General features: G+C 64.7%; 12 protein-coding genes. 8 read left to right on the top strand and 4 right to left on the bottom strand.

Annotation, left to right across the window (positions count from 1 at the left end; genetic code table 11):
- Positions 1-251: 251 nt before the first annotated feature.
- The gene (locus tag QQL28_RS03405; protein WP_284261060.1) at positions 252-2,447 is read right to left on the bottom strand and encodes a transglycosylase domain-containing protein; all 2,196 of its coding nucleotides are present in this window, start codon (positions 2,445-2,447) and stop codon (positions 252-254) included.
- A gap of 166 nt (positions 2,448-2,613) precedes the next feature.
- On the opposite strand from QQL28_RS03405, the gene QQL28_RS03400 reads away from it, so the two are divergent.
- On the top strand, positions 2,614-3,039 hold the full coding sequence (locus QQL28_RS03400) for a DUF1330 domain-containing protein (RefSeq protein ID WP_284261058.1): 426 nt from the start codon (positions 2,614-2,616) through the stop codon (positions 3,037-3,039).
- A 61-nt stretch (positions 3,040-3,100) separates the two neighbouring features.
- On the opposite strand, the gene QQL28_RS03395 is transcribed toward QQL28_RS03400, so the two are convergent.
- Entirely contained in the window at positions 3,101-4,327 is a 1,227-nt protein-coding gene (locus QQL28_RS03395; RefSeq protein WP_284261056.1) for an ABC transporter substrate-binding protein, read from the bottom strand.
- Between the two features lie 185 nt (positions 4,328-4,512).
- Here QQL28_RS03395 and QQL28_RS03390 point away from each other — a divergent pair, with 185 nt between their 5' ends.
- The gene (locus tag QQL28_RS03390) at positions 4,513-5,040 is read left to right on the top strand and encodes a methylated-DNA--[protein]-cysteine S-methyltransferase (protein ID WP_284261054.1); all 528 of its coding nucleotides are present in this window, start codon (positions 4,513-4,515) and stop codon (positions 5,038-5,040) included.
- A 102-nt stretch (positions 5,041-5,142) separates the two neighbouring features.
- On the opposite strand, the gene QQL28_RS03385 is transcribed toward QQL28_RS03390, so the two are convergent.
- Positions 5,143-7,932 carry a [protein-PII] uridylyltransferase gene (locus QQL28_RS03385; RefSeq protein WP_284261052.1) on the bottom strand — a complete coding sequence of 930 codons (2,790 nt, stop codon included), beginning with the start codon at positions 7,930-7,932 and terminating at the stop codon, positions 5,143-5,145.
- Positions 7,933-8,120: 188 nt separating this feature from the next.
- On the opposite strand from QQL28_RS03385, the gene QQL28_RS03380 reads away from it, so the two are divergent.
- From QQL28_RS03380 to QQL28_RS03355, 6 genes are all read left to right on the top strand, one after another.
- The gene (locus tag QQL28_RS03380) at positions 8,121-9,095 is read left to right on the top strand and encodes an aliphatic sulfonate ABC transporter substrate-binding protein (RefSeq protein WP_284261050.1); all 975 of its coding nucleotides are present in this window, start codon (positions 8,121-8,123) and stop codon (positions 9,093-9,095) included.
- A 125-nt stretch (positions 9,096-9,220) separates the two neighbouring features.
- The gene (locus QQL28_RS03375; RefSeq protein ID WP_284261551.1) at positions 9,221-10,075 is read left to right on the top strand and encodes an ABC transporter permease; all 855 of its coding nucleotides are present in this window, start codon (positions 9,221-9,223) and stop codon (positions 10,073-10,075) included.
- A complete protein-coding gene (locus QQL28_RS03370) occupies positions 10,075-10,860 on the top strand; it encodes an ABC transporter ATP-binding protein (RefSeq protein WP_284261048.1) in 786 nt (261 codons plus the stop codon). The genes QQL28_RS03375 and QQL28_RS03370 overlap by 1 nt, the downstream gene beginning before the upstream one ends.
- A 57-nt stretch (positions 10,861-10,917) precedes the next feature.
- On the top strand, positions 10,918-11,427 hold the full coding sequence (locus QQL28_RS03365; protein WP_284261045.1) for an OsmC family protein: 510 nt from the start codon (positions 10,918-10,920) through the stop codon (positions 11,425-11,427).
- 130 nt (positions 11,428-11,557) lie between these two features.
- Positions 11,558-12,352, top strand: coding sequence for a hypothetical protein (locus tag QQL28_RS03360; RefSeq protein WP_284261042.1), 795 nt, complete (start codon positions 11,558-11,560; stop codon positions 12,350-12,352).
- A 308-nt stretch (positions 12,353-12,660) separates the two neighbouring features.
- On the top strand, positions 12,661-14,337 hold the full coding sequence (locus QQL28_RS03355; protein ID WP_284261040.1) for a methyl-accepting chemotaxis protein: 1,677 nt from the start codon (positions 12,661-12,663) through the stop codon (positions 14,335-14,337).
- Positions 14,338-14,445: 108 nt separating this feature from the next.
- Here the strand turns inward: QQL28_RS03355 and mutS are convergent, their stop codons facing one another.
- Positions 14,446-17,178 (bottom strand): DNA mismatch repair protein MutS, encoded by a 2,733-nt coding sequence (gene mutS, locus QQL28_RS03350; RefSeq protein ID WP_284261038.1) that lies wholly within the window; start codon positions 17,176-17,178, stop codon positions 14,446-14,448.
- Positions 17,179-17,221: the final 43 nt, after the last annotated feature.

Raw genomic sequence — 17,221 nt, 5'->3', positions numbered from 1 at the left:
AATCTCGATGTCTCTGGACTACTGGATTGCCCGCTTTTGCGGGCAATGACGGTTGAGAATGAGGCGAGGTCTGCGCGTTTTGCTCGATTCACCCCGCACGCCGCGACGATTGCGCCATTCCCTTGATTTGCTCCGCCCTATCAATAGTTTCGCACAATCCACCCTGCATCACGCCGGCGGCCCCCGACTCCTTTGCATGGGGTTGTTTTCGACATTTTTGTTTTGGGCGGCCACATGAGCCGACCCCGTCGCTACCTGTTCCCGCCAAACAGCCGGTCCATCAGCCAGCCGTCGAGCCCCGCGGCCGGCTCCGGTCGCACATTGGCGCGCGTCGGGGGCGGGCGAGTGCCGCTGCTGTTGACGGGAGCGGGCGGTGTCGGTGCTGAGACCTGCGAGGCCGCCTGCGCGAGGTTCGACAGGCTCCAGCCGACTTGCGAATTCGGCAGGCTTGCGACCGGAACGCCGTCGTGCGCGGTGCGCATGAAGCGCGACCAGACTTCCACCGGCAGGCCGCCGCCGGTCGCCTTCTTGGTCGGCGAGTTGTCGTCATTGCCGAGCCAGACGGCGGTGACGAGGTTGGCGGTGTAGCCGATGAACCAGGCGTCGCGGTAATCCTGGCTGGTGCCGGTCTTGCCGGCCGCCATCCAGCCGGGGATCTCCGCCTTCTTGGCGGTGCCGGAGATCAGCGTCTCCCGCATCATCGTGTTCATCATCGCGACATAGCGCGGCTCGATCACCTGATTGCGCTCGTCGGGCTGGCGCATGTAGAGCAGCTTGCCCTCGAGCGTCTTGATCCGCGTCACCACATGCGGCGACACGGCGATGCCGCCATTGGCGAACGGTGCATAGGCGCCGACCAGCTCGACGACCGAGACTTCGGAGGTGCCGAGCGCGATCGAGGCGTTGGGCTCGAGCTTCGAGGAAATGCCGAGCCGGTGCGCGGTGCGCACCACGTTCTTGGGCCCGACCTCGAGGCCGAGGCGAATGGCGACCGTGTTGAGCGACATCGCGAGCGCCTGCGTCAGCGTCACCGCCCCGAAATATTCATGGGTGTAGTTCTCGGGCTTCCAGCCCTTGACCTCGATCGGCGCGTCCTGACGGATGGTGTCGGGCGTCAGCCCCTGCTCGAGCGCGGTCAGGTAGACGAACGGCTTGAACGAGGAGCCCGGCTGACGCCTTGCGGTCACCGCGCGGTTGTACTGGCTGTCGGAATAGTTCCGCCCGCCGACCAGAGCGCGCACCGCGCCGTCGGGCGTCATGGCGACCAGCGCGCCCTGGCTGACGTTGAACTTCACGCTTTTCGCGGCGAGCTCGTCGATGATGGCGGCTTCCGCCACGCTCTGGAGCTTTGGATCGATCGTGGTCTCGACCGTGATGCTCTGGTCGATCTGTCCGACGAGATCGTCCAGGACTTCGCCGATCCAGTCGGCGACATAGTTCACGGTGCCGGCGCCGGCCGGCTTCACGTTGTAGGAGGGATGGCCGATCGAGGCCTGCGCCTGCGCCTCGGTGATGAATTTGGCATCCGCCATCGCGGCGAGCACGACCTGCGCGCGCTGCTCGGCGCCTTCCGGATTGCGGTTGGGCGCAAGGCGCGAGGGCGATTTGACGAGACCCGCGAGCATCGCGGCCTCCGCGACCGTCACGTTCCTGGCCGACTTGCCGAAATATTTCTGCGCGGCGGCCTCGACGCCGTAGGCGCCGGAGCCGAAATAGACGCGGTTGAGGTAGAGCTCCAGAATCTCGTTCTTGGAGTGCTTGCGCTCCAGCCAGATCGCAAGCTCGGCCTCCTGCAGCTTGCGCTGCATGGTCCGCTCCTGCGTCAGGAACAGGTTCTTGGCGAGCTGCTGCGTCAGCGTCGAGCCGCCCTGCGAGACGCCGCGATGAAGAACATTGGTGACGGCGGCGCGCAAGATGCCGACCGGGTCGATGCCGAAATGCGAATAGAAGCGGCGGTCCTCGATGGCGATGAAGGCCTTCGGCAGATACGGCGGCAGATCCCTCAGCGCCACGTTGGCGCCGGCCATCTCGCCGCGCTGCGCCAGCACGCTGCCATCCACGCCGACGATCTGGATCGTCGGCGGGCGCTTGGGAATTTCCAGCGATTGAATCGGCGGCAGGTGGGCGCCGACATAGATCACGACGCCGATCACGGCGATCACGCCCCACAGGCCAAGCACCGCGCCCCAATAGACCAGGCGGCCGATGCCAAAGCCGATCTTCGATTTCGACCTTCGCTTTGTGCCGCTGCGGCTCACGGGCGCTTTCCTTTCGCGCGGCGGCTCCTCGTCGGCGTCGTCGCTTTTGCGCTTGGGCTTGGCTTTCTTCGGCTTGTCATCGGAGGCATTGGGGATGCGATCGGCAGCCGTCAGGCGCAAATCGGCCAGCGCTGCGGGCAAGCCAAACAGCGGCTCCTTGCGCCCGCCCTTTTTCTTTCCCCACGCCATCTACAAAACGCCCGTCAGCCCGCCCCGTCGCACGCTAGCTGTGGCTGTTTAAGGCCCGGTTACGCAAAGCTTAACGCGGGATTAGGAGGTGCGGCGGACGCGTGCCGGTGGTTCCGTCAGCGAAGCGGCAAAGCTAGGATTAGGACATCAACGAAAGGGAACGCCCATGGGCCATATCGATCCGACCAAGGAGGTTTTCGCGCAATTCCGGGAGAACGACCGTCCGGGCCCGATCCACATGCTCAACCTGGTCCGCCTGCGCAACGAGGCGGCCTATCCTGACGGCCGGAAAGCGACCGGCGCCCAAGCCTACGCAGCCTATGGCCGCGAAAGCGGCCCGGTGTTCACGCGCCTCGGCGGCCGCATCGTCTGGCAGGGCAAGTTCGAGATAATGCTGATCGGCCCGCAGGAGGAGCGCTGGGACCACTGCTTCATCGCCGAATATCCAAGCGTCGCCGCCTTCGTCGAGATGATTCGCGATCCCGTCTATCGCGAAGCGGTGAAGCACCGCCAGGCGGCGGTTGAAGACTCCCGCCTGATCCGCCACGCGGTCCTGCCGGTGGGGAAGAATTTTGGCGAGGTGCCGGAGTAGCTCCCAAAAGCAGATCGGCGGCCCTGCGGCCGCCGATTGTCGTCTTGAATGGTTGTGAAGCCTAACCCGACGGTCCGGTGTCTTCCATGATCGGTCCGAACAGCTCCCAGCGTTCGCCGTTGAACTTCATCATCTGCATCTGCTTGTTGACGCGGAAGTCGTTCGGTCCGGTGTTGATCTTGATGCCGGGCAGCGCGAAGCTCGGGGTGAAGTCCTTGATGTTGGCGACCTGCTTCATGATGTTCTCACGCGTCAGGTCGTCGCCGCACTGCTTTAGCACTTGCGTCAGCAACTCGGCCACCGAATAGGCATAGGTGTTGACGGTGTTGAGCTTGTCGCCTTCCGGGAAATACTTGTCCATGAAGGCAAAGAAGGCCTTCACGCCGGGATCGTCCTTCCACTGCGGATCGCCGGGCTCCTTGCCATATTGGGTCGAGATGATGCCCTTGGAGATGTCGAGGCCCGCAGGCTTCAGCGTCGCCGAGATCGGGCTCGCATTGATGTCGAGAATGTGCACCGGCGTCCAGCCGAGGTCGGCGAGCTTCTTGATCGCCTGTGCCGCAAATTTCGGTGTCGAGGCATCAAAGAAGACCTCAACGCCCATCGACTTCAGCTTGACCACCTGCGAATCGACCGTGGGATCGGTGACCTCGTAGGACACCTCGCCGACGATCATGCTGGCGGCCTTGTCGCCGAGGCCGCTCTTCAGGCCGGCGAGATAGTCCCGGCCCATGTCGTCGTTTTGGAAGAGCACTCCGACCTTCGCGTTGGGGTAATTGTCGAGAATGTATTTTGCGTAGATGCGTCCCTCGGACACGTAGTTGGGATTATAGGCGATGGTCCAGGGATAGTTCTTCGGATCATTGAAGCGCGCGGCGCCGGTAGAGGCGAGCAGTTGCGGCACTTTCTTGCCGTTGAGATATTTCTGGACGGCGGCATTTGCCGCGGTGCCGATGAGCTGGAACGTGAACAGCACCTCGTCGCCTTCGACGAGCTTGCGCACCTGCTCGACCGTCTTCGGCGGCGAGTAGGCGTCGTCATACTGGATCAGGTTGATCTTGCGGCCGTTGATGCCGCCCTGATCGTTGATCATCTTGAAGTAGGCGGCCTGGGTCTTGCCGATATTGGCATAGACGGAATAGGGGCCCGAGAACGGCACGGTCTGGCCGATCTTGATCTCGGTGTCGGTGGCGCCGGTGTCGTATTTCTTCTGGGCGAGCGCGGGGGAAGCCGCGAGCGCGAGGGCGAAAGCCGCTGTAGCGGCCAGATGGGATAACCGATAGCTCATGTGGTAATCTTCCTCCTGACGGAATTATCTGCCGATGGTCTGTTTCCGCTCGTTTTGAGCGGCCGCCATCGCTGTCGGTAATTGTGAAGGAAGCCCTGCCGGGGCGCAAGGCGGGTCAGCTTTCGGGTGGCGTTTGCGGGGGTGCCGCGACAATGTGCACTGGTCCGCTTTTGGCAGAGATAACCATGGTGAAGCCGACGCAGAACCCGGAAGCATTCGGCCTCGATCGCCTGACGACGCCGATCGGGACCGCCTTGCTTGTCACCGACACCGATGGTGCGCTGCGCGCGCTCGATTGGGAGGACTACGAGCGCCGCATGCGCGAGCTGTTGCATCTGCAATATGGCGCGGTCGATTTGCGCGCGCAGCGCGCGCCGGCCGAGATGCGGTCGGCGCTATCTGGCTATTTCGAGGGCGATCTTGGCCGGCTCACGACCATCAAGTGGCGTGTCGCCGGCACGCCATTCCAACGCAAGGTCTGGACGGCCCTCGCAACGATTCCCATAGGCACGACGCAGAGCTACGGCGCATTGGCGGCAAAGCTCGACATGCCCAAGGCGGTGCGCGCCGTCGGCCATGCCAACGGCTCCAATCCGATTAGCGTGGTGCTGCCCTGTCACCGCCTGATCGGCGCAAACGGCTCGCTGGTGAAATACGGCGGCGGATTGGAGCGCAAGCGCTGGCTGCTCAGGCATGAGGGAGTGGAGGTTTAGCGAAGGTCGTGCGACCTACACTACTCGTCATTCCGGGGCGCCGCGCCAGCGGCGAGCCCGGAATGACGCGTGGAGAAAGTAGCGCGCGACTTCCGGCGCGCCTCACGCCGCCGGCTGAACCGTCTTCTCGCCCGCCATCACATGCGTCAAGGCGCTCTTGATCGCCGCCTGCCGCGTCGGGGCGTTGATCTGGGCGCCGAGGAGATCGGTGACGTAGAACACGTCGCGCGCTCGCTCGCCGAAGGTCGCAACATGCGCGGAGGCGATGTTGAGGTTCAGCTTTGAGATCGCGGTGGTCAACTCGTAGAGCAGGCCGGGGCGATCGAGGCCGGAAACCTCGATCACGGTGTAGCGGTCGGACCACTGGTTGTTGATGATCACTTCCGGCTCGATCACGAAGGGCCGCGCCTTGCTGCGCACGGTGCGCCGCGCCACCACCTCGGGCAGCCGCAGCTTGCCTTCCAGCACGTCCTCGATCATCTCGCCGATGCGGGTCGCGCGGCGGCCCTCGTCTTCGTCGCGGTCGTATTCGCGCGAGATCGAGATGGTGTCGAGCGCGCGGCCGTCGGTCGTGGTGTAGATCTGGGCGTCGACGATGTTGGCGCCGGCCGAGGCGCAGGCACCCGCGATGATCGACAGCAGCCAGGGATGGTCGGCGGCGAAGATCGTGAGCTCGGTGACGCCACGCACCTCGTCGAAGCCGACATTGATCGCGAGCTTGTGGTTTGCCTGCTCGCTCGCGCGCACGAAGCGGGCGTGGCGCATCTTGCGCGGCAGCTCGACCTTGAGCCAGTAGGCCGGATAGTGCCGGCCGATATAGGCATCCAGCTCCTCCTTCGGCCATTCGGCGAAAGCGATGCGGAATTCGGCCTGTGCTGCGGCAAGGCGCTTTCCCCGATCGACTTCGGAGAAGCCGCCGGTCAGCACCGGCTCGGTCTCGTAATAGAGCGAGCGCAAGAGCTGCGCCTTCCAGCCGTTCCATACGCCGGGGCCGACGCCGCGGATGTCGGCGGTGGTCAGGATCGTGAGCAGCTTCATCTGCTCGACCGATTGCACCACGGCGGCAAAATTCTCGATCGTCTTGCGGTCGGAGAGGTCGCGCGACTGAGCGACCGTCGACATGGTCAGATGCTCCTCGATCAGCCAGGCCACGAGCTCGGTATCGGCCGGGCTGAAGCCGAGCCGCGGGCAGAGCCGTCGCGCCACCTTGGCGCCGGCGATGGAGTGATCCTCGGGCCGGCCCTTGGCGATGTCGTGCAGGAGCGTGGCGATATAGATCACCGGCCGGTGCTCGGGCCTCGTCTTGCGCATCAGGTCGCTGGCGAGCGTGAACTCCTCGATGCCGCCGCGCTCGATGTCCTGGAGGAAGCCGATGCAGCGGATCAGGTGCTCGTCGACGGTGTAGTGATGATACATGTTGAACTGCATCATCGAGACGATCTTGCCGAAGGCGCGGATGAAATGACCGAGCACGCCGGTCTCGTTCATCCGCCGCAGCACGGTCTCGGCGTCGTTGGAGGTCAAAATCTCCATGAACAGCCGGTTGGCTTCGGGATTCTCGCGGAGCTGCGCGTTGATCAGGTTGAGCGAGCGCGTCACCGTGCGCATCGCGTCGGGATGGAAGGCGAGGTTGTTCTTCTGCGCCAGGCGGAAGATGCGGATCAGATTGACCGGGTCGTGCTTGAATACGTCGGGTGCGGCCAGGTTGATGCGGTTGTTGTCGACGATGAAGTCGTCGCTGTCAGGCACGCGCCGCTTCACGCTGCTCGGCCGCAGGCGCGCCATCATTCGGCTCAGCACCGGCGCGGGCTTGGCCTGCTGGTCTTCCAGCTTCGCGCACAGGATGGCGGTGAGATTGCCGACTTCCTTGGCGACCAGGAAGTAGTGCTTCATGAAGCGCTCGACGTCCTGCATGCCGGGATGCGAGGTATAGCCGAGGCGGACCGCGATCTCGCGCTGGAGGTCGAAGGAGAGACGCTCCTCGGCGCGGCCGCAGTAGAAATGCAGATTGCAGCGCACCGACCAGAGGAAGTCGGCGCAGCGGCGGAAGGTGCGGTACTCCTGCGCGTCGAACACGCCGCGCTCGGCGAGCTCGTCGGTGTCGCGCACGCGATAGACGTATTTGGCGATCCAGAACAGCGTGTGCAGGTCGCGCAAGCCGCCCTTGCCGTCCTTGACGTTGGGCTCGACCAGATAACGCGACTGGCCGCCGCGGCGATGCCGCTCCTCGCGCTCGGCGAGCTTTGCGGTGACGAATTCGGATGCCGTGCCCTGCACCACTTCCTTGTCGAACCGCGCAACCAACTCGTCATACAGCGGCTGGTCGCCGGTCAGGAAGCGCGTCTCCAGAATCGCGGTGCGGATGGTCATGTCGCCGCGCGCCTGCCGGATCGATTCATCAACCGAGCGCGTGGCATGACCGACCTTCAGGCCCATGTCCCAGAGGCAATAGAGGATGGCTTCGGCAACCTGCTCGCCCCAGGCGGTCTGCTTGTAGGGCAGGATGAACAAGAGATCGATGTCGGATTCCGGCGCCATCAGGCCGCGGCCATAACCGCCGGTCGCCACGACAGCCATGCGCTCGGCGCCGGTCGGGATCGGCGAGCGGTAGAGATGGCGGGTCGCGGCCGAATAGAGGATGCGGATGATCTCGTCCTGCACATGGCACAGCCGCTCGGCGCAGCGCCGGCCGTGGCGGTCTTTCAGCAGGATCTTCTGTGCTTCCGCGCGCGCCGCGATCAGCTCGGTCTTGAGCAGTTGCGCCATCGCCGTGCGGAACGCGTCCTCGCGCCCCTCATGCTTTGTGGCAAGCGCATCGACTGCGGCGGTAACCCGCGCGCTGTCGAAGCGATCATCCATCTCCTGCTTGTGCTGGGTCGCGACACTGTCCATGCTTCACCGGATATAAGAGGTGACAGGCGCTGTCACCCGCCATTCGCTCGCAATAGTCGTTCCATGCTTGGAAAGGCTGGCTGTCGGCAAACTTGTTCTCGGCCGGCGCGGTTTCAAGACAGGGATTTTCTCGTTGACCTCTAGGCATAACTCATTGAAAAACAATGAATTTTCATAGGAGGCCGGGCATGACCAGATTTTCACGACGCATTCTGCTGGCGGGCGCTGTGGCGCTCGCGCTGACCCCTGGCGCGGGCCGCGCAGCCGAGCCACTGAAGGAGCTTCGCATCGACTGGGCGACCTACAATCCGGTGTCGCTGGTCCTGAAGCAGAAGGGGCTTTTGGAGAAGGAATTCGCCAAGGACGGCATCAGCATCACCTGGGTGCAGTCGGCCGGCTCCAACAAGGCGCTCGAATTCCTCAATGCCGGCTCGATCGATTTCGGTTCGACCGCGGGCTCGGCGGCGTTGGTCGCCAGGATCAACGGCAACCCGATCAAGTCGATCTACGTCTATTCGCGACCCGAATGGACGGCGCTGGTCACGACCAAGGACTCCAAGATCGCTGACGTGGCCGATCTCAAGGGCAAGCGCGTCGCGGTGACGCGCGGCACCGATCCGCACATCTTCCTGGTGCGCGCGCTGCTCGGGGCCGGCCTCTCCGAGAAGGACATCACGCCGGTGCTGCTCCAGCATGCCGACGGCAAGACCGCGTTGATCCGCGGCGACGTCGACGCCTGGGCGGGCCTCGATCCGATGATGGCGCAGGCCGAGGTCGAGGAGGGCGCAAAGCTGTTCTATCGCAAAGCCGACGCCAACACCTGGGGCATCCTCAATGTGCGCGAGCAGTTCTTGAAGGACTATCCGGACATCGTCCGCCGCGTGCTCGCCGTGTACGAGGACGCGCGAAAATATTCGCTGGCGAATTACGACGACCTCAAGAAGACCTTCATTTCGGTGACGAAGCTGCCCGATGCCGTGGTCGACAAGCAGCTCAAGGAGCGCACCGAGCTGACCCACAGCCGCATCGGCGCCCCGCAGCGCGAGTCGATCCTCGCCGCCGGCCTCGCGCTCCAGCAGGCCGGCGTCGTCGACGCCAAGGTCGACGTCAAGGCCACGCTCGATGCCCTGATCGACGATCAAGTCCCGCTGCCGACGAATTGAGATTGGAAGAGGCGCGTCGGCGCAACAAACTCCGCCGTCGTCCCGGGGCGCGAAGCGAGCCCGGGATGACGACTGGGGACGTTTCTCGCCCTTGCATTCCCGCACGAGACGCGCTTGCTATGGCCATGATCTCTGACGCGCCAGTCCTGCGACGATCCTCAGAACAAGCGGATGCTCCTGTGTCGCGCGCTCCCTCGCGCTTGTCCCGCTATGCGCGGCCGCTGCTCGGGCTCGCGCTGCCGCTGACGCTCGCGCTTGGCTGGGAGCTCGCGGTCTGGCTCGGCTGGTCCAACGGCCGGTTGGTGCCACCGCCCTCGCGAGTCTTCGCGACCATCGTGGAGCTTGCGCGATCGGGGGAACTCACACGGCACATCGCTGCAACGCTCTATCGCGTCGGTCTCGGCTTCGTGCTCGGCGTCGTCGCGGGCACGCTGCTCGGGGCCATCGCCGGCTACTGGTCGCTGGCGCGCCGGCTGCTCGATCCGACCATTCAGGCCTTGCGCGCGATTCCGTCGATTGCCTGGGTGCCGCTGTTCATCCTCTGGCTCGGCATCTTCGAGACCTCCAAGATCGCGCTGATCGCGGTCGGCGTGTTCTTTCCGGTCTATCTTGGCGTGATGGGCGCGATTCTTTCGGTCGATCGCAAGATCGTCGAGGTCGGCCGCATCTTCCGCCTGTCCGGCCCGGCCATGATCCGCCGCATTTTGCTGCCCGCCGTGCTCCCGGCCTACGTCGTGTCGCTGCGTGTCGGGCTTGGCCTTGGCTGGATGTTCGTCGTTGCCGCCGAATTCATGGGCGCCTCCGAAGGCCTCGGCTATCTCCTGATCGATGGCCAGCAGCTCGGCAAGCCCGCGCAGATCGTCGCCGCGATCGTCATCTTCGCCATTCTGGGCAAGCTCACCGACTGGCTGATCGAGATCGCCACAGTGCCGCTGCTGCGCTGGCAGGATGCCTTCGGGCGCGAGCGGGGAGGGGCGTGATGCTGGCGCTCGAACGGGTGAGCAAGACCTATCCGAATGGCGTCGAGGCGCTGGCGCGCTTCTCGGCCGCGATCAAGCAGGGCGAGATCGTCGCCATCATCGGCGGTTCCGGCTGCGGCAAGTCCACACTGCTGCGCGCGATCGCCGGCCTCGATCGCGCCAGCTCGGGCACGGTGACGCTCGATGATGAGGCGATATCGTCGCCGCATGCCAAGATCGGCATCATCTTCCAGGAGCCTCGGCTGCTGCCCTGGCTCAGCGTCGCCGACAATATCGGCTTCGGCCTTGCGGATCTTCCCGCAGCCGAGCGTCGCGGCAAGGTCGCGCGTGCGCTGGAGCGCGTCGGACTCGCCGACAAGGCCGATGCCTGGCCGCGCGAGCTTTCGGGCGGGCAGGCGCAGCGCGTCGCGATCGCGCGTGCCCTGGTGCCGCAGCCCGAAGTGCTCTTGCTCGACGAGCCGTTTTCGGCGCTCGATGCCTTCACCCGAAGGGATCTCCAGGATCATCTGCTCGACCTCTGGGCCGATACGCGCCCGACGCTGATCCTGGTGACCCATGACGTCGACGAGGCTGTGGTGCTGGCCGATCGCGTGCTGGTGATGCGGCCGCGGCCGGGCCGGCTGTTCGATCAGATCGAGATCAATCTCGCACGCCCGCGTGACCGCAACTCGCCGCTGTTCGACAGTTTCAAGCGCAACGTCCTGACCTCGCTCGACCGCTCGCTCGATCGCAACGTGCCTGACCGTGACGCAACCCAGGGTCCCGGCCAGGCGATGTGGTGGTGACAATCGGGGCTCAAGCCGGTACATCGGCAGGCGGATTTCGTCCCGGGAGAAAACACAATGGACGCCGCACAGCTCCGCCAGATGCAGGCCCCGATCAAGGAACGCTACAAGACCGATCCGAAAGCTGCGCTGATCACGTTGAAGGCCAAGGGTTCGACCGACAGCGACGGCATCGCGTGCAAGGTCGAGACCGGCCGCGCGCTCGCGGTGGCGGGCCTGCATCCGGCGACCGGCGGCTCCGGGCTCGAGCTCTGCTCCGGCGACATGCTGCTCGAGGCGCTGGTAGCCTGCGCCGGCGTCACGCTGAAATCGGTCGCGACCGCGATCGATGTTCCCTTGAAGACCGGCAACGTCTATGCCGAGGGCGATCTCGATTTCCGCGGCACGCTCGGCGTCGACAAGGAGACCCCAGTCGGCTTCGCCGAGATCCGCCTGCGCTTCGAGGTCGACACCGACGCCCCGCAGGACAAGCTCGATCTGCTGCTGAAGCTCACGGAGCGCTATTGCGTGGTCTACCAGACCATCAAGAACGGCCCGAAGGTTTCGGTGTCGATGCAGCGGATGTAGGTGTCGTCCCGGCGAAAGCCGGGACCCATACGCCGTGTCCCATCGATTGAAGCACTACTGCCTGACGACTTTCGCTCCCAACGAATAGTCGTGGTTATGGGTCCCGGCCTGCGCCGGGACGACGGATTGGATGCCCCCCGAACTCCACTTCCTCCTCTTCCTCATTCTGCGCATGGCGGTCGCTGCGGCGTTCGTCGTGACCGCGTCGATTATCACCGAGCGTTCGGGTCCGGTGATCGGGGCGCTGGTTGCGACGCTGCCGATTTCCGCGGGGCCCTCTTACGTCTTTCTCGCGCTCGATCACGATGCCGCCTTCATCGCGCAGGGTGCTCTGGCGAGCCTTCCCGTCAACGCCGCGACGATCTTTCTCGGGCTCACCTATGTCGTGCTGGCGCAGCGGCACAACCTGATCGTCAGTTGCGGTGCGGCAGTCGCGGTCTGGATCGCGCTTGCTTCGATCATCCGCCAGTTCGATTGGTCGCTGACCGCAGGCCTTGCCGTCAACCTGGTCGCGTTCGGCATCTGCATTCCGCTGCTTGCGCGCTACCGCCATGTGAAGATGCCGCTGGTGACGCGCCGCTGGTATGACATTCCGTTTCGCGCGGCGCTGGTCGCTACTCTCGTTGCCATCGTGGTGTCGACCTCAGGCTGGGTCGGGCCGCGCATCAGCGGCATCATCGCGCTCTATCCGATCGTCTTCACCAGCATGATGGTGATCCTGCACCCGCGCATCGGCGGCCCGCCGACCGCCGCCGTGCTCGCCAACTCCGCCTGGGGTCTGCTCGGATTCGGCATGGCGATCGCGATGATGCACGTGGCGGTCGTGCAATTTGGATCGGCGGTTGGTCTCATGCTAGCGCTAGCAACCTGCGTGACATGGAATCTGACGCTGTGGTGGAGCGGACGCAGGAAAGCTGCGCACTGAAGTGTAAGCAACGTGGACGGAAATTTCGCGGTGATCAGCTGCGTAGTTCTTCGGTGTTTGGCTACGCGTTCTCGATCCCATTGTTAATTTAATCTTTGGGGCTTGTCAGTAAATGTACCCGTCGGAGGTCCTCTCCGGGTTGATCGGAGATCGGCATCAAGGGTCCATGTCCGAGTAAGCGGACTCCGCGCAGTTCACCTAACCAGTATTAGCGATCGGTCAGCCGAAAGCTCAAAGTGCTCATGACCAAGGCGCGTACGCATGTGCGCGCCCAACACACATCTATGACTTATTCCGGAGGAATTTTGATGTTTGGTCGGAAACATAACCATGACGCACTCGCCTTGCTGGCCGCCAAGGCGATCAGCGCAAACGTAATGGTCGCGGACGAGCGTTTCAACATCGTCTACATGAACGAGGCGATGATCGAGTTTCTGAGAAGTGCCGAATCGGATCTCAGGAAGGAGCTGCCGCAATTCAACCTCACCGGCTTGATCGGCGCCAACATCGACGTATTCCACAAGAACCCAAGCCATCAGCGTCGAATGCTCGAGAGCCTCCAGTCGCGGCACCGCGCCACGATCAGGATCGGCCGGTGGATCTTCGATCTGGCGGCGACGCCCTTGAAGCACGCCGACGGACGTCGTGCCGGAATTGTCGTCGAGTGGGCAGATGCCTCGGTGCGTCTCCAGAACAGCAACTACGCGGCCCAGGCTGCGGCGATCAGCCGAGCCCAGGCGGTCATCGAGTTCAACCTCGACGGCACGGTGCTTACCGCCAACGAAAAATTCCTGAAGGCGCTGGGCTATTCGCTCGTGGAAATCCAGGGCAAGCACCACAGCATGTTCGTGCCTTCGGCCGAGCGCGACAGCCCCGCCTATCGTGAATTCTGGGCCGCTCTCAACCGTGGTGAGTACCAGGCAGCCGAATACAAGCGCATCGGCAAGGGCGGCAGGGAAGTCTGGATTCTGGCATCCTACAACCCGGTTGTGGATGACAAGGGCAGGCCGTTCAAGGTCGTCAAATTCGCAACCGAGGTCACCGCGGAGAAGCTGAAAACCGCCGATCTCGCCGGCCAGATCGCGGCGATCGACAAGGCGCAGGCGGTGATCGAGTTCAGCATGGACGGCACGATCATCACCGCCAACCACAATTTCCTTGCGGCCCTCGGGTACGGGCTTTCCGAGGTCAAGGGCAGGCATCACAGCATGTTCGTCGACCCGTCGGAGCGCGAAGGCGCGGCTTATCGCGATTTCTGGGCCGCGCTCAACCGCGGCCAGTACCAGGCGGCCGAATACAAGCGTATCGGCAAAGGCGGCAAGGAGGTCTACATCCAGGCCTCCTACAACCCGATCCTCGATCTCAACGGCAAACCGTTCAAGGTCGTGAAATATGCGACAGACACCACCAAGCAGGTGCTGGTCCGCATGGGCAATGAGCGCGTCCGCGGCATGATGGAATCGGTTGCCGCCGGCTCCGAGGAGCTCAACGCCTCGGTGCGGGAGATTTCGGAAGCGATGACCAAATCCCGCGAGACTGCACTCGGCGCGGTGGAGCAGGTCGCCTCCGCCGACGCGCAGGCCCAGCGCCTGACCGAAGCCGCGCAGGCGATGAGCGGCATCGTCGAGATGATCAACAGCATCACCGGCCAGATCAACCTGCTCGCGCTCAATGCCACCATCGAATCCGCGCGCGCGGGCGAGGCCGGCCGCGGCTTTGCGGTGGTTGCCTCCGAGGTGAAGAGCCTCGCCAACCAGGCCAAGCAGGCCACCGACAAGATCGGTCAGGAAATCGGCAGCTTCAACGGCATCTCCGGCGACGTCGTCAGCGCGCTCGGTTCGATCAAGCAGGCGATCAACAATGTCAGCGAATACGTGACCTCGACCGCCGCCGCCATCGAGGAGCAGAGCACGGTCACCAACGAGATGTCGACCAGCATGCAGCGCGCCGCGGCGGAGGCGGCGGCGATTGCGGCGCGGGTGTAGCGGGACGCTCGGCTTCACTGCATCCACAGTGCGTAGCCCGCATGAGCGCAGCGATATGCGGGTCGATGCCTCCCCGGATCTCGCTTCGCTCATTCGGGCTAGGAAGCCTCACTGCTTCGGCAACTTCGCCTTCAGCGCATAAAGCGCATCCAGCGCCTCGCGTGGCGTCATCTCGTCGGGATGCAGCGCCTTTACCGCTTCCATCAGCAGCTCGGTCTCGCTCGGCGGCGCGGCTTCGGCTGCGGCGCGCGAGGGCACGGCGAACAGCGGCAGATCGTCGACCAGCGCGCGCGCGGTCTGGCCGCGGTCCTGCGCTTCCAGTTTCGCCAGCACGGATTTGGCGCGCGTGATCACGGCCGGCGGCAGGCCGGCGAGCTTCGCCACCTGGATGCCGTAGGAGCGGTCGGCCGAGCCAGGCAGCACCTCGTGCAGGAACACGACGTTGCCCTGCCACTCCTTGACCCGCACCGTGGCGTTGAACATCCGCGGCAGTTTTGCCGAGAGCGCGGTGAGCTCGTGATAGTGCGTGGCGAACAATGTGCGGCAGCGATTGCTTTCGTGCAGATGCTCGATCGCCGCCCAGGCGATCGAGAGGCCGTCGAAGGTCGCAGTTCCCCGCCCGATCTCGTCGAGGATGACGAGCGAGCGTTCGCCGGCCTGGTTCAGGATCGCCGCCGTCTCGACCATCTCCACCATGAAGGTGGAGCGGCCGCGGGCGAGATCGTCGGCAGCGCCAACGCGCGAGAACAGCCGGTCGACGATGCCGATCCGCGCGCGCGAGGCCGGCACGAAGCTGCCGATCTGCGCCATCAGCGCAATCAGCGCGTTCTGGCGCAGGAAGGTCGACTTACCGGCCATGTTGGGACCGGTGAGCAGCCAGAGCTGCCCGGATTTTTGGGTGGGCGCCGGCGACAGGTCGCAGGCGTTGGCAATGAACGGCTCGCCATTGCGCTTCAAGGCCTGCTCGACCACCGGATGGCGGCCGGCCTCGATCGCAAATCCCAGAGACCCATCGACCTCGGGCCGCACATAGTTCTCGTCGATCGCGAGCTTTGCCAGCGACGTGGCGACATCGAGCAGCGCGAAGCCGTGCGCGGCGGCACGCAGATCCTCGCTGATATCGAGCGCCTTGGCGCAGAGCCGCTCGAAGATTTCGAGCTCGAGCCCCAGCGCGCGGTCACCGGCGTTGGCGATCTTGGCTTCGATCTCGCCGAGCTCGGACGTCGTGAAGCGCACCTGCCCCGCCAGTGTCTGGCGGTGGATGAAGGTCGCGTTCAGCGGCGCCGACATCAGCTTGTCGCCATGCTGCGCGGTCACCTCGACGAAATAGCCGAGCACGTTGTTGTGCCGGATCTTCAGGCCCTTCACGCCGGTATCGTCGGCGTAGCGCGCCTGCATCGAGGCGACCACCAGGCGCGAGGCGTCGCGCAGGTTTCGCGCCTCGTCGAGCGCCGGCTCATAGCCTTCGCGGACGAAGCCGCCGTCGCGCTTGATCAGCGGCAGTTGCTCGGCGAGCGCAGTTGCAAACTCCGCCGCGAGCTCGCGTGACGGTCGCTGCAAGGCCGCCATCACCGCGGCGATCTCCTGCGGCGGTTGATCGATTTCATTGAGCCGCGCCAGCGCCTGGTCGGCGGCCAAAATGCCGTCGCGGATTCCGGCGAGATCGCGCGGTCCGCCGCGGCCAACTGAGAGTCGCGCCAGCGCCCGCGACATGTCGGGCGCCCCGCGCAGGATGCTGCGGATGTCCTCGCGCGCGGCGGAATCCGCGACGAACGTGCTGACGGCATCGAGCCGCCGCGCGATTCCCGGCGCGTCGGTCAAAGGCGCGGCGAGGCGTTGCGCCAGCAGGCGCGAGCCTGCCGAGGTGACGGTGCAGTCGATGGCGTCCAGCAGCGAGCCGCGGCGTTCGCCGGCGAGCGTCCGCGTCAGCTCGAGATTGGCGCGGGTGGCCGGGTCGATCGCCATGGTCGCGCCCGAGGCCTCGCGCGCGGGCGGCGACAGCGGCGGATGCTTGCCGACCTGGGTGCGGTCGACATAGGTGACGGCCGCGGCCGCGGCCGTGGCTTCGAGGCGCGTGAGCTGCGCCAGCCCGTCCATGGTTGCGACGGCAAAGTAATCGCAGAGACGTTTCTCGGCCGTGGCGCCGTCGAAGACGTCGCGCGTCAGCGGCGTCACCGCCGGCAGCTCGCGCAAGATTTGTCCAAGCTCGCTGTCATTATAGAGCGCGTCGGTGACGATCGCCTCGTTCGGGTTGATGCGTGCGAGCGTCGCGGCAAGCTCGCCGCCTGTGCATTCCGTCACCATGAATTCGGCGGTCGAGATGTCGATCCAGGCGAGGCCAAAGCGGTCGCCGCCGGAAGAGGAGCGCGCACGTGCGATCGCCAGCAGATAATTGTTGGCTCGCGCATCGAGCAGCGTGTCCTCGGTCAGCGTGCCCGGCGTGACCAGCCGCACCACGCCGCGGCGCACGACGCTCTTGTTGCCGCGCGCCTTCGCAGCGGCGGGATCCTCGGTCTGCTCGCACACCGCGACCCGGTGGCCGGCGCTGATCAGGCGATGCAGATAATCCTCGGAGCGCTCGACCGGCACGCCGCACATCGGGATATCCGCGCCCTGATGCTTGCCGCGCTTGGTCAAGACGATGCCGAGCGTGTTGGAGGCGATCTCGGCGTCCTCGAAGAACAATTCGTAGAAATCGCCCATCCGGTAGAACAGCAGCAGGCCCGGATGCGCCGCCTTGATCTCCAGATACTGTTCCATCATCGGCGTGACGCGCGCGGCGGCTTCCGCCTGCGGCGCGGGGTCAGGTGCTGGCGCTGGGATCGGCTGTTGCATCGTCATGAGCGGCGCAACCTACAAAATTTCGCCCTGCGGTCCTATCGCT

Source organism: Bradyrhizobium iriomotense, assembly GCF_030160715.1.
Taxonomy (GTDB): domain Bacteria; phylum Pseudomonadota; class Alphaproteobacteria; order Rhizobiales; family Xanthobacteraceae; genus Bradyrhizobium; species Bradyrhizobium iriomotense.
The sequence above is the reverse complement of the archived record's forward strand: the minus strand, read 5'-3'. Positions and strand labels throughout refer to the sequence as shown.

Excerpts from the sequence above, each read along its gene's own strand:
- QQL28_RS03405 (WP_284261060.1), bottom strand. The coding sequence starts at position 2,447 with ATGGCGTGGGGAAAGAAAAAGGGCGGGCGCAAGGAGCCGCTGTTTGGC.
- QQL28_RS03400 (WP_284261058.1), top strand. The coding sequence starts at position 2,614 with ATGGGCCATATCGATCCGACCAAGGAGGTTTTCGCGCAATTCCGGGAG.
- QQL28_RS03395 (WP_284261056.1), bottom strand. The coding sequence starts at position 4,327 with ATGAGCTATCGGTTATCCCATCTGGCCGCTACAGCGGCTTTCGCCCTC.
- QQL28_RS03390 (WP_284261054.1), top strand. The coding sequence starts at position 4,513 with ATGGTGAAGCCGACGCAGAACCCGGAAGCATTCGGCCTCGATCGCCTG.
- QQL28_RS03385 (WP_284261052.1), bottom strand. The coding sequence starts at position 7,932 with ATGGACAGTGTCGCGACCCAGCACAAGCAGGAGATGGATGATCGCTTC.
- QQL28_RS03380 (WP_284261050.1), top strand. The coding sequence starts at position 8,121 with ATGACCAGATTTTCACGACGCATTCTGCTGGCGGGCGCTGTGGCGCTC.
- QQL28_RS03375 (WP_284261551.1), top strand. The coding sequence starts at position 9,221 with ATGATCTCTGACGCGCCAGTCCTGCGACGATCCTCAGAACAAGCGGAT.
- QQL28_RS03370 (WP_284261048.1), top strand. The coding sequence starts at position 10,075 with ATGCTGGCGCTCGAACGGGTGAGCAAGACCTATCCGAATGGCGTCGAG.
- QQL28_RS03365 (WP_284261045.1), top strand. The coding sequence starts at position 10,918 with ATGGACGCCGCACAGCTCCGCCAGATGCAGGCCCCGATCAAGGAACGC.
- QQL28_RS03360 (WP_284261042.1), top strand. The coding sequence starts at position 11,558 with ATGCCCCCCGAACTCCACTTCCTCCTCTTCCTCATTCTGCGCATGGCG.
- QQL28_RS03355 (WP_284261040.1), top strand. The coding sequence starts at position 12,661 with ATGTTTGGTCGGAAACATAACCATGACGCACTCGCCTTGCTGGCCGCC.
- mutS (WP_284261038.1), bottom strand. The coding sequence starts at position 17,178 with ATGACGATGCAACAGCCGATCCCAGCGCCAGCACCTGACCCCGCGCCG.